The 12446-nt window shown below is 67.8% G+C and carries 10 protein-coding genes and 1 riboswitch; of the genes, 2 read left to right on the forward strand and 8 right to left on the reverse strand.

The annotated features are described in order from the left end of the window. Position 1 precedes the first annotated feature (1 nt). Positions 2-1888 carry a transglycosylase domain-containing protein gene (locus BS329_RS03225; protein WP_076155514.1) on the reverse strand — a complete coding sequence of 629 codons (1887 nt, stop codon included), beginning with the start codon at positions 1886-1888 and terminating at the stop codon, positions 2-4. 222 nt (positions 1889-2110) lie between these two features. Continuing rightward, positions 2111-2821: a FadR/GntR family transcriptional regulator gene (locus tag BS329_RS03230; RefSeq protein WP_076155516.1), complete on the reverse strand. Its 711-nt coding sequence runs from the start codon at positions 2819-2821 to the stop codon at positions 2111-2113. A 130-nt stretch (positions 2822-2951) separates the two neighbouring features. Here BS329_RS03230 and BS329_RS03235 point away from each other — a divergent pair, with 130 nt between their 5' ends. Both BS329_RS03235 and BS329_RS43265 read left to right on the forward strand, forming a co-directional pair. Next, positions 2952-3620: a DUF433 domain-containing protein gene (locus tag BS329_RS03235; RefSeq protein WP_076155518.1), complete on the forward strand. Its 669-nt coding sequence runs from the start codon at positions 2952-2954 to the stop codon at positions 3618-3620. Positions 3621-3642: 22 nt separating this feature from the next. Further along, on the forward strand, positions 3643-4017 hold the full coding sequence (locus BS329_RS43265) for a PIN-like domain-containing protein (protein ID WP_158075747.1): 375 nt from the start codon (positions 3643-3645) through the stop codon (positions 4015-4017). 51 nt (positions 4018-4068) lie between these two features. On the opposite strand, the gene BS329_RS03245 is transcribed toward BS329_RS43265, so the two are convergent. Genes BS329_RS03245 through gcvP form a run of 6 tightly spaced genes read right to left on the reverse strand, consistent with a single transcriptional unit; the run spans position 4069 to position 12053 of the window. Next, the gene (locus BS329_RS03245; protein WP_076155521.1) at positions 4069-5442 is read right to left on the reverse strand and encodes an L-serine ammonia-lyase; all 1374 of its coding nucleotides are present in this window, start codon (positions 5440-5442) and stop codon (positions 4069-4071) included. A gap of 16 nt (positions 5443-5458) precedes the next feature. Next, positions 5459-6460, reverse strand: a complete 1002-nt coding sequence (lipA, locus tag BS329_RS03250) for a lipoyl synthase (RefSeq protein ID WP_076155522.1) — start codon at positions 6458-6460, stop codon at positions 5459-5461. Beyond that, the gene (gene glyA / locus BS329_RS03255) at positions 6457-7725 is read right to left on the reverse strand and encodes a serine hydroxymethyltransferase (RefSeq protein WP_076155524.1); all 1269 of its coding nucleotides are present in this window, start codon (positions 7723-7725) and stop codon (positions 6457-6459) included. The genes lipA and glyA overlap by 4 nt, the downstream gene beginning before the upstream one ends. Before the next feature lies 1 nt (position 7726). Continuing rightward, positions 7727-8104 carry a glycine cleavage system protein GcvH gene (gene gcvH / locus BS329_RS03260; protein ID WP_076155525.1) on the reverse strand — a complete coding sequence of 126 codons (378 nt, stop codon included), beginning with the start codon at positions 8102-8104 and terminating at the stop codon, positions 7727-7729. A 17-nt stretch (positions 8105-8121) separates the two neighbouring features. Continuing rightward, positions 8122-9213, reverse strand: coding sequence for a glycine cleavage system aminomethyltransferase GcvT (gene gcvT / locus BS329_RS03265; protein WP_076155527.1), 1092 nt, complete (start codon positions 9211-9213; stop codon positions 8122-8124). 8 nt (positions 9214-9221) lie between these two features. After that, positions 9222-12053, reverse strand: coding sequence for an aminomethyl-transferring glycine dehydrogenase (gcvP, locus tag BS329_RS03270; protein ID WP_076155528.1), 2832 nt, complete (start codon positions 12051-12053; stop codon positions 9222-9224). 144 nt (positions 12054-12197) lie between these two features. After that, a riboswitch (glycine riboswitch) is annotated at positions 12198-12291 on the reverse strand. Positions 12292-12446 lie beyond the last annotated feature (155 nt).

Raw genomic sequence — 12446 nt, forward strand, 5'->3', positions numbered from 1 at the left:
GTCACCGAGGCGAGTGGACGCCGTTCATGAAGCGCTGCCACATGTCGGCCGGGATCGTCTTGCCGGTCAGCTTCTCCCCGGCGGCGTCCCGCATCCGGCGCGGCTGGTCGGAGCCGACCCACACCGCCGTCGAAAGCCGCGGCGTGTAGCCGACCGCCCAGCCACCGGCGTTGTCGTCGGTCTCGTTGTACTGGAAGTCGCCGGTCTTCATCGCCGCCGGGCGGTCCTTCATCCCGGTGGTCAGCACGCTGCTGACCGTGCCGGCGATCCGGCGGCTCAGCGTCTCGTCGTCACCGAAGGCGGGCGCCTTGTCCGAAGGGCGTTCCCACACGATTTCGCCGTGTTCGTCCCGGATCTTCGACACCAGATGCGGGGTGGCGCGCATGCCGTCGGCGGCGAAGGTGGCGTAGGCGCCCGCCATGTCGCTGGGCCGCAGAGGATACCGGCCGACCGCGATCCCAGGGCCGATCAGGAACCCGTCCTTCTCGCGCAGGGTCACCTCGCCGTCGATGGTCTCGGGGATTCCGGCCGCACGGGCGCCGCTCCGGACCGCTTCCGCGCCGAGTTTCTTCGCCAGGTCGACGAACGGCCCCTGAGCGCCCCGCCCGATCGCTTCGCGCAGCGTGCACTTCCCGGCCTCGCCGCACTGCTCCTGGAACTTGAAGGTCTCGCCGAGGAAATCGACCTGCGCCGGTGGCTTCAGCGGCTCGTCCACGTCGATGCCCCGTTCGAGGCCTGCGGCGAGGGTGAACGGCTGGAAGGCCGCGCCGGTGCCGTACGGGGTACCGGCGTAGTCGTGCACGCTCCAGCCGCCGCCGTTGTAGGCACGGATGGCGCCGGTCCCGGGTTCGACGGCGACCAGTGAGGCCCGGAAGTGCTCGGGCTGGCCTTTCAGCCGTTCCTTGACCACCTTCTCGGCTTCGGCCTGGGCACGCGGATCGATGGTCGTCTCGATCTTCATCGCGCCGCCGCGGAGCCGGTCCAGCGGATAGCCGACCTGTTCCAGCTCGGCGAGGACCCGCTGCTTGATGTGGTACTCCTCGTAGGTGACGCGGCCGGCGCGGGTCTCCGACGGCGCCTGGATCGCGTCCTCCGGATAGGTCATCGTGGCCGCTTCGGCCTGGCTGACGTAACCCCGCGCGACCAGCTTGTTCACCACGTAGGACCAGCGCTTCATGGCGTGCTGGTGGCTGGAGGCGTACGGGTCGTGCACCGAAGGCGACTGGATCATCCCGGCGAGGAAAGCCGCCTCACTCCAGGTGATCGAATCGTCGAGCTTGCGGCCGAAGTAGGCGCTCATCGCCGACGCCGGGCCGTAGGTGCCGCGGCCGAACGAAATGATGTTGATGTAGCTCTCGAAGATCTCCTTCTTGGTCTGCTGCTGGGTGATCTTCGTGGCGAGCACCAGTTCGGAGAACTTGCGGGTGAGGGTGGCGTCCTCGTTGCCGGTGGACTTCTTGATGTACTGCTGGGTGATCCCCGAGCCACCGCCGACGCCGGTCACCAGCGCGCGGCCGAGTCCGGTGAGGTCGAAGCCCTCGTTGTCCCAGAAGGTCGGGTCCTCGGTCGCGACGATCGCGTCCCGCAGCTTCGGGGGGATGGCGCCGTAGGGCACGAACAGCCGGTCGCCGCCGGTCGGGATCACCTTGAGCAGTTCGGAACCGTCGGCGTTCTGCAGGACGACGGTCTTGTCGAGGTCGGCGAGCACCTCTTGCGGGCTGCGGACGTCGAGCAGGACGTACGCGATGCCGAACGCGACTACCGGGATGCCGATCAGGAGGCCCAGTGCCCAGGCAGCGATGCGGCGCCACCTGCGTTTCTTTCCCTTCGGCTCCGGGGTGGCCGTGGTATCCGACTCGGGTGCGGTCTCGTCATCCGGGTTCTCCACGCCAGGTAAGACGCCCGAACGAGTGAAAAGGTTGTGGGAAAATCACCGATTCGTGTCCTGCCCTCTCCTTCCGCGTTTCGTCCTCTAGTTGCGGTAGTTGGCGGCACGAACTACCGCAACCAGAGGACGAAACGCGGGGAGAGCTTCGCCGCAGGCCACGTACTGAAGGTCCGCGAAAGGGCTCGATGGTCACATTGACCCCAGCTGCCCCACGAGTGTCCCTCAGGCGAGGAAGGCGCGAAGCAGCGAAGCGGTGCCTTCGACGTGCTCGGTCATCGCCCGGCGGGCCGCCTCGGGGTCACCGGCGAGGATCGCGTCGACGATGGCCTCGTGCTGGGCGTTCGAGTGCTCCAGATTCGGTTCGAGCAGCGGGATCATGTCGAGCAGCTGGTTGACCCGCATCCGTGCGTCGGCCATCGCCGTGGTCAGCGAGCCGGACGCGGTGACCTCGGCGATCGCCAGGTGCAGCCGCGAATCCTTACGCCGGTAATCGCCGACGTCGGCCGCGGCGGCTTCGGCGAGCGTGCTGGTCAGGTGCTGCCGGTCGGCCGGGGTGAGGGAACGCGACGCCGCCATCTCGGCGGCGCCGGTTTCCAGGACGTGCCGCAGGCCCAGCGCGTCCTCCAGCGTGGCGTTGTCGACCTTCCGCCCGTCGGCGGCGGGCGGATCGGGCAGGGCGTCGTTGACGAACGTGCCGCCGTAGCGCCCACGCCGCGACTCGACGTATCCGGCGTCGGCCAGCGCGCGGATCGCTTCCCGCAGCGTCACCCGGCTGATGCCGAGCCGCTCCGCGAGTTCCCGCTCCGAAGGCAGCCGCTCCCCCGCGCCCACCACGCCGAGCCGGATCGCCTGAAGCAGCCTTTCGACGGTCTCCTCGAAGGCGTTGCCCGCGCGCACCGGGCGGAACAGCGCGTCACCCGCTTTCGACTCCACCACCCGAGTTTAGGCCGCCCGCAAGTCGTCCTCTTGTTGCGGTACTTGCACACGCATGTACCGCGAGCCGGGTGTCTGTCGATCACATGCGGCAGGAGAGCGGATATGGTCTCCAGGAGAGGAGGATGACGTGGACAAAGATGTGAGGTTTACCCGAGCCCTGATGAGCATGACAGATGCTGCTCGCCATCTGGGTGTTCCTCAACAGACCTTCCACCGCTGGGCGCGAGGCTACCCTCGCGGCGGCCCGCTGCTGCACATTTCCGCAACCGACAATATTCGCCAGGCGAGTGTTCCCTTCATCGCGCTCGCCGAGGCATGGGTTCTCGAAGGGCTCCGTCAAGCCGGAGTTCGACCCCAGCGGATCCGCCCAGCGCTGGAAAAGCTCCAACGCGAGTTCGGACGAGAGTACGTACTCGTATCGCCTGCCCTCGTGACCGATGGAATCTCAGTGCTGTGGGATTTCTCCAAAACCGAGGCTGGTGCCGGCCTGATCGAGGGCCGTTCGGGTCAGACCGTGATTCGCGAGATCGTGCAAGACTACCTCACGTATGTCGGATTCGGTTCCGACAACCTCCCCAACCACCTCAAGCTCAAGGTCTTCGAGCCCTCCGCTGTAGCCATTGATCCTTATCGATCCTCAGGGCAACCTGTTTTCGTTGGCTCCGGCGCACGGGTCTCGAACGTAGCCGCGATGCTGAGAGCAGGTGAAGAACCTGCCATCGTCGCCGAAGAGCACGGAATCGGCATCGAAGCCGTCCGGGCCGCCGCACGCGTCCTCCTGGGCCGCGCCGCCTGAGTTCTACCTCGACGAGAACGCCGTGACTCGATCAGTCCGGCGTTTTCTCGTCGGACTCGGCTATCCATGTCACACGCCACCAGAGGTCTTCGGCACCAGAGCTGAATCGCTTGGGGCGGCAGATACCGAATGGCTCGGGAAGATCGCCAACACTGGCTGGGTTGTACTTAATCGTGATGCCAAGATCATGGAGCGACCTCACGAGCTAAGCGCGTACCGCGCCGCGAAGGTCCACATGTTCTACCTGCCCGGGGAAGCCACCCGAGATCATCTTCTCCACTTGGTAGAGGTCAATCTCCAAGATGTGATCACGTATGCCGCCAATCGAAATCCCGATGTCTGGAAAATAACAGAGCGCGGCGTCGAGCGATTCCCCATTAAGAAGCGGCGTGCCTGAAGGGCCTTTCACCACATCCCATGCGGTGAAAGGCCCCTGCAGCCGGGGGTGTCAGCACTCGATGACGTTGACGGCCAGGCCGCCGCGTGCGGTCTCCTTGTACTTCACACTCATGTCGGCACCGGTCTCGCGCATGGTCTTGATCGCCTTGTCCAGCGTGACGACGTGCGAGCCGTCACCGCGCATCGCCATCCGCGCGGCATGGATCGCCTTGGACGCGCCGACGGCGTTGCGCTCGATGCACGGAATCTGCACCAGCCCGCCGACCGGGTCACAAGTGAGCCCCAGGTGGTGTTCGACGCCGATCTCGGCGGCGTTCTCCACCTGCGCGGGCGAGCCGCCCAGGACCTCGGTGAGCCCGGCGGCGGCCATCGCGCTGGCCGAACCGACCTCGCCCTGACAGCCGACCTCGGCACCGGAGATCGAGCCCGTCTGCTTCAGGATCGAGCCGATCGCGCCCGCGGTGAGCATGAACGTCACGATGCCGTCGTCCGACGAACCCCGGATGAACCGCTGGTAGTAGTGCAGGACCGCCGGGATGATCCCGGCGGCGCCGTTGGTCGGCGCGGTGACGACGCGGCCACCCGCGGCGTTCTCCTCGTTGACCGCCAGCGCGTACAGGCTCACCCAGTCCATGGCGTACAGCGGGTCACCGACGCCGTCTTCGGCGAGCAGCTTCTCGTGCAACGCCTTCGCGCGGCGCGGCACCTTCAGTCCGCCAGGCAAAACACCTTCGTGCTCGCAGCCGTTGTGCACGCATTCCACCATGACCTGCCAGATCTCCAGCAGGCCTTCGCGGACCTCCTCGCGTGTACGCCAGGAGAGTTCGTTGCGCAGCATGATCTCGCTGATCGGCAGCCCGGTGTCCTCGCAGTGCTTCAGCAGATCCGCGCCGGTGCGGAAGGGGAACTCCAGCCGCGTCGAGTCCTCGACGACGACAGTGTCGGTCTCGTAGGACTCGTCGCGCACGAAGCCGCCGCCGACGGAGTAGTAGGTCCGCTCGCGCAGTACCTTCCCGTCGGCGTCGAACGCGCGGAAGATCATCCCGTTCGGGTGCGCGGGCAACGACTTCCGCCGGTGCATGGTCAAGTCGGTGTCCTCGGTAAACACGATCTCGTGCTCTCCGCGCACCTTCAGCAGACACGATTCCCGGATCTCGGCGATCTTGCCGGGCACCGTTTCGGTGTCGATCTCCTCCGGACGCTCCCCGGACAACCCGAGCAGCACGGCCTTGTCGCTGCCGTGCCCGAACCCGGTCGCGCCCAGTGACCCGAAGAGTTCGGACTGGACACGCGCCGTGGCGGACAGGTCGCCGTCCTCGGCGAGACCGTCCACAAAGGTCAGTGCGGCCCTCATCGGACCGACCGTATGGGAGCTGGAGGGGCCGATCCCGATCGAAAACAGGTCGAAGACGCTGATCGCCATTGATCTGCCCTCCTTCCTATCTGGCCAGCAGTGAGCTGGCTTCTTGGGCCGCGGGGCCTTCGGCGGCAAGGTGGGCCAGGTTCTCCGACAGTGCTTCGCCGCGGTGGGCCTTCGTCTGCGCGAAAAGACGACCGGCCCGATAAGACGAGCGTACGAGCGGCCCGGCCATCACACCAGCGAAACCCATCGCCTCGGCAGCCTTCGAATGCTCGACGAACTCCTCCGGCTTGACCCACCGGTCCACCGGATGATGCCGCGGCGAAGGACGCAGATACTGAGTGATCGTCAAGATCTCACAACCCGCGTCGACCAGATCCCGCATCGCCGGAGCCACCTCCTCCGGAGTCTCACCCATGCCCAGAATCAAGTTCGACTTCGTCACCAAACCGGCCTCACGAGCCCGCGTGATGACCTCCAGCGACCGCGCGTACCGAAAACCGGGGCGGATCCGCTTGAAAATCCGCGGCACCGTCTCAACGTTGTGCGCCAACACCTCCGGCCGCGAACCGAACACCTCGGCCAGCTGATCCGGATCCGCGTTGAAGTCCGGGATCAACAACTCGACACCGGTACCCGGATTCAGCGCATGAATCTGACGCACGGTCTCCGCGTACAACCACGCGCCGCCGTCCTCCAGATCGTCCCGCGCCACACCGGTCACCGTCGAGTAGCGCAACCCCATGGCCTGCACCGACTCCGCCACCTTGCGCGGCTCGGTCGTGTCCAGCGCCTCGGGCTTCCCAGTGTCAATCTGACAGAAGTCACAACGCCGCGTGCACTGATCCCCACCGATCAGGAACGTCGCCTCACGGTCCTCCCAGCACTCGTAGATGTTGGGGCAACCGGCCTCCTCGCACACGGTGTGCAGGCCTTCACGCTTGACCAGGCCCTTGAGCTCGGTGAACTCGGGCCCCATCCGCGCGCGGGTCTTGATCCACGGCGGCTTTTTCTCGATCGGCGTCTGCGCGTTGCGGACCTCGAGCCGGAGAAGTTTGCGCCCCTCGGGGACCGCGCTCATCGGTTGAGGTCCGCGTACAGCGGGTGCTTCTTGGCCAGCAGCTCGACCCTGGCGGACAGCGACTGGCGCAGGTCCTCGTCGAAGTCCGGGCGCAGCGCCTCGGCGATGATGTCGCCGACCTCGGCGAAGTCCTCGGCGTCGAAGCCGCGAGTCGCCAGGGCCGGAGTGCCGATCCGCAGGCCCGAGGTGATCATCGGCGGGCGCGGGTCGAACGGGACGGCGTTGCGGTTGACCGTGATGCCGACCGAGTGCAGCCGGTCTTCGGCCTGCTGACCGTCCAAAGTGGAGTTGACCAGATCGACGAGCACCAGGTGCACGTCGGTCCCGCCGGTCAGCACGCGGACGCCCGCCTCGGCGCAGTCGGTGCGCGAAAGGCGGTCGGCGAGGATCTTCGCGCCTTCGAGGACCCGCTGCTGACGCTCGCGGAACTCCTCGCTCGCGGCGACCTTCAGCGCGACGGCCTTGGCGGCGATGACGTGCTCCAGCGGACCACCCTGCTGGCCGGGGAACACCGCCGAGTTGATCTTCTTGGCGAGTTCCTGGCGGCACAGGATGATGCCGCCGCGCGGGCCGCCGAGGGTCTTGTGCGTGGTCGTGGTGACGATGTCCGCGTACGGCACGGGGCTCGGGTGCAGCCCGGCGGCGACGAGACCGGCGAAGTGCGCCATGTCGACCATGACCTTCGCGCCGACCTCGTCGGCGATACGGCGGAACTCGGCGAAGTCGAGCTGACGCGGGTACGCCGACCAGCCGGCGATGATCAGCTTCGGCTTGTGCTCCTTGGCGAGGCGCTCGATCTCCTCGACGTCGACGATCCCGGTCTCCTTGTCGACATGGTAGGCGACGACGTTGTAGAGCTTGCCAGAGAAATTGATCTTCATCCCATGGGTCAGGTGACCGCCGTGGGCGAGGTCGAGGCCGAGGATGGTGTCGCCGGGGTTGAGCACCGCGACCATGGCGGCGGCGTTGGCCTGCGCGCCCGAATGCGGCTGGACGTTGGCGTGCTCGGCACCGAAGAGGGCCTTCGCGCGGTCGATCGCCAGCTGCTCGATGACGTCGACGTGTTCGCAACCGCCGTAGTAGCGGCGGCCGGGGTAACCCTCGGCGTACTTGTTGGTCAGCACCGAACCCTGCGCTTCGAGCACGCCCACCGGGGCGAAGTTCTCCGACGCGATCATTTCCAGGGTCGACTGCTGCCGGCCGAGTTCGGCGGCGACGGCCGCGGCGACCTCGGGGTCCACTTCGGACAGGCTTGCGTTGAACATCTCAGCTCTCCTGGGTGAGCACGGCGTACGCCTGGGCGTCGAGCAGGGCGGGCACGTCACCGGACAGACGCACCTTCAGGAGCCATCCTTCGGCGTACGGGTCCGAGTTGATCAGCTCGGGGGTGTCCGTTGTGGCCCCGTTCACCTCGACGACCTCGCCGTCCACGGGTGCGTACAGCTCGCTGACCGACTTGGTGGACTCGACCTCGCCGAACACCTCGCCCGCGGTGACCGTGTCGCCGACCGAGGGAAGCTGGACGAACACGATGTCACCGAGCGACTCGGCGGCGAAGGCGGTGATGCCCACGGTGGCGACGCCGTCGGCGACGTTCAGCCACTCGTGTTCCTTCGTGTACTTCAGGTCCTGGGGGATGCTCATGGTTGCGAAAGGGCCTTTCAGGCGCGGGAGTAGAAGGGCAGGGCGACGACCTCGACGGGCTCGATACGGCCCCGGATGTCGACGGAAAGCTCGGTGCCGGGCTCGGCGTGCTCCCGGTCCACGTACGCCATGGCGATCGGGTAACCGAGGGTCGGCGACAGGGCACCGCTGGTGACCTCACCGATCTCGGTCTCGCCTGCCAGGACGGTGTAGCCGTGGCGCGGGGCGCGGCGGCCGGAGCCCTTGAGCCCGACGCGAACCCGGGGAACGTCCTTCTTGGACAGTTCCTCGAGCGCGGCCTTGCCGACGAAGTCGCCCGGCTTCTCGAACTTGACGACGCGGCCGAGACCGGCTTCGAACGGGCTCAGCTGGAGGCTGAGTTCGTTGCCGTACAACGGCATCCCGGCTTCGAGGCGCAGCGTGTCGCGGCAGGCGAGACCCGCCGGGAGCAGGCCGTGCGGCTCGCCGGCCTCGGTGAGGATGCGCCAGACGGCGGGAGCCTCACCTGCCGGGACGTACAGCTCGAAGCCGTCCTCGCCGGTGTAGCCGGTGCGGGCCAGCAGGACGTCGTGCCCCTTCACGACGGCTGGGACGCTCGCGTAATACTTGAGCGCGCCGAGGTCGGCGTCGGTGACGGCGCCGAGGATCTCGACGGCCTTCGGTCCCTGGACGGCGATCAGCGCGACGTCCTCGGACTTGTTGTCGACGACCGCGTCGAATCCGGAGACCCGCTCGGCCAGCGCCTCCGCGACCACGGCGGCGTTGCCCGCGTTCGCCACGACCAGGAACTTCTCGTCGGCGAGGCGGTAGACGACCAGGTCGTCCAGCACGCCGCCGGTCTCGTCGCAGATCATCGTGTAGCGCGCCCGGCCCGGCTTGACGCCGGACAGGTTGCCGACCAGCGCGAAATCGAGGACGTCGGCGGCCTGCAGGCCGGTCACCTCGATCTCGGCCATGTGGGAGAGGTCGAACAGGCCAGCGGCCTCGCGGACCGCCTTGTGCTCCGCCAGTTCGCTGGAATAGCGGATCGGCATCGACCAGCCCGCGAAGTCGGTGAACAGCGCACCCAGTCCTTTGTGGACTCCGTGCAGGGACGTCTCTTTCGACATCAAGTGCCTCAGTTCTCGTAGGCGTTGAGCGGCGGGCAGGAGCAGACGAGGTTACGGTCCCCGCGCGCACCGTCGATGCGGCGCACCGGAGGCCAGTACTTGGCCTTGCGGTTCACTCCGGCGGGGTACACCGCCAGTTCACGGTCGTAGGGCAGGTCCCAGTCGCCGACCAGGGTTTCCGCGGTGTGCGGCGCGTTCCGCAGCGGGCTGTTGTCCGCGCTCCAGCGGCCCTGCGCGACGGCGTCGATCTCGCCGCGGATGGCGATCATCGCCTCGATGAAGCGATCGATCTCGCCGAGGTCCTCGGATTCCGTCGGCTCGACCATCAGCGTGCCCGCGACCGGGAACGACATGGTCGGGGCGTGGAAGCCGTAGTCGATCAGGCGCTTCGCGACGTCGTCGACGCTGACGCCGGTCTCCTTGGTGAGCCCGCGCAGGTCGAGGATGCACTCGTGCGCGACCAGGCCGTCCTGGCCGGTGTAGAGCACCGGGTAGTGCTGGTTGAGGCGCTTGGCCACGTAGTTCGCCGCGAGGACCGCGACCTGCGTCGCTGCGGTGAGCCCGCCGGCGCCCATCATGCGGACGTAGGCCCAGGAGATCGGCAGGATCGAGGCCGAGCCGAACGGGGCCGCGCTGATCGGGCCGACACCGGTTTCGGGGCCCGCCTTCTCCAGCATGGGGTGGTTCGGCAGGTACGGCGCGAGGTGCGCGCGCACCGCGACCGGGCCGACGCCGGGGCCGCCGCCACCGTGCGGGATGCAGAAGGTCTTGTGCAGGTTCAGGTGCGAGACGTCGCCGCCGAACTCGCCCGGCTTCGCCAGGCCCAGCAGGGCGTTGAGGTTCGCGCCGTCGACGTAGACCTGGCCGCCCGCGTCGTGGACGATCTTGGCCAGCTCGTCGATGCCGTGCTCGTACACGCCGTGCGTGGACGGGTACGTGACCATGATCGCGGACAGCGTGTCGCGGTTGGCCTCGACCTTGGCACGCAGGTCATCGAGGTCGACGTTGCCCTCGTCGGTGCACTTGACCACGACGACGCGCATCCCGGCCATCACCGCGGAGGCGGCGTTCGTGCCGTGCGCGGACGACGGGATCAGGCAGACCTCGCGCTCCTGCTGCCCGTTGGCGTGGTGGTACGCGCGGATCGCGAGCAGACCGGCGAGCTCGCCCTGGCTGCCCGCGTTCGGCTGCAGCGACACCTTGTCGTAGCCGGTGACCTCGGCGAGCCAGGTCGACAACTGCTCGACCAGCACGTGATAGCCCTCGGCCTGGTCAGCGGGGGCGAACGGGTGGATGCCCGCGAACTCGCGCCAGCTGATCGGCTCCATCTCGGTGGTGGCGTTGAGCTTCATCGTGCAGGAGCCGAGCGGGATCATGCCGCGGTCGAGCGCGTAGTCCAGGTCGGACAGGCTGCGCAGGTAACGCAGCATCGCGGTCTCGGAGCGGTGCGAGTGGAAGACCTCGTGGGTGAGGTACTCGCTCTCCCGGTGCAAGCCGACGGGCAGCGCCGGTGCCTCGGCGGCCGGGCCTTCGATCCCGAAGGCGTTGAGCACCTTGGCGATGATCGCGGGCGTGGTGACCTCGTCGACGGCGATGCGGACGTGGTCGGCGTCGACGAGGCCGAGGTTGATCCCGTGCTCGCGGGCCACGGCGACGACCGCTTCGGCCTGGCCGGGCAGACGGGCGAGGACGGTGTCGAAGAAGCCCTCGTGGACGACCTCGACGCCGCCCGCGCGGAGGGCGTCCGCCAGGCCGCCGGCGAGTTCGTGGACGCGGGTGGCGATGCGCTTGAGGCCGTCCGGACCGTGGTAGACCGCGTACATCGCGGCGAGCACGGCGGGCAGGACCTGCGCGGTGCAGATGTTGGAGGTCGCCTTCTCGCGGCGGATGTGCTGCTCGCGGGTCTGGAGGGCGAGGCGGTACGCGGGGTTGCCGTCGGCGTCGACCGAGACCCCGACGAGACGGCCCGGCAGCGAGCGCTCAAGCCCGGCGCGCACGGCCATGTACCCGGCGTGCGGGCCGCCGTAACCGAGCGGGACGCCGAAGCGCTGGGTCGAACCGGCGGCGATGTCCGCGCCGAACTCACCCGGCGCGGTGATCAGCGTGAGGGCGAGCAGGTCGGCGGCGACGGTGTACAGCGCTCCGGCGGCCTTCGCGGTCTCGGAAATGGCGGAGTAGAAGCCCGCGCCACGCAGCACGCCGGAGGCACCCGGGTACTGGACGACGACACCGAAGAACTCCTCCGGCAGGCCGGTGAGCAGGTCGCGGACCTCGACCTCGACGCCCATCGCCTCGGCGCGGGTGCGCACGACCGCGATGGTCTGCGGCAGACACTCGGCGTCGAGGACGACCTTGTTCGACTTCGCCTTCGACGCGCGGCGCATCAGCATGACGGCCTCGGCGACAGCGGTGGACTCGTCGAGCAGGGAGGCGTTCGCGGTGGCGAGGCCGGCCAGTTCGGAGACCATGGTCTGGAAGTTGAGGAGGGCTTCGAGACGGCCCTGCGAGATCTCCGGCTGATACGGCGTGTACGCCGTGTACCAGGCCGGGTTCTCCAGCACGTTGCGGCGGATGACCGCCGGGGTGACCGTGTCGTGGAAGCCGAGACCGATCATCTGCGTCATCGGCTTGTTGAGCGCGGCGAGCGCGCGAAGCTCGGCGATGGCGTCCTCTTCGGACGCGGCGGGGGGAAGTTCGAGGTCACGGGTGACCCGGATCGCGGACGGCACCGCGGCCTGCACCAGGGCATCGAGACTGCCGTAGCCGACCTCGGCGAGCATCTTGGCCTGCTCGGACTCCGAGGGGCCGATGTGCCGGTCGTCGAAGGACGTACTGGTCAAGGGAGCTCCTTGGGTCAGGCGCCGGATAGACCGGTGCGCTGGGAACTCCCCCTCTGTCATGGCACCTGAGAGTTTCACCACCCTGTCGAAGGGTGGCTTTCACCTTGGGTGAGGCGCACTTGCGCGCCTGCTTTCCAGAGTGGCCTCGCGGAAGCGGTAGTGGGTACCTGAGAGATTCCGGGGAGTTTGCTCCTTCGGTGCCCCACCACGTTCGTGGGGGCTCTCCCGCTCCAGCTCAACGGCCCTGTCTGTAGTTGTGCGCACACCGTACCTGGCGTGTTCGGCATGCGTCTACTTCAGGCCGGGCACGTCACTTCCCCGCACACGCGCTTGTCGGCCGCCTCGGCCACCTCACCAAGGCCACGGCGTTGGCGCGAACGGTCACCCGTCGTG

The sequence above is a fragment of the Amycolatopsis coloradensis genome (genome assembly GCF_001953865.1).
In the GTDB taxonomy this organism is placed as follows: Bacteria; Actinomycetota; Actinomycetes; order Mycobacteriales; family Pseudonocardiaceae; genus Amycolatopsis; species Amycolatopsis coloradensis.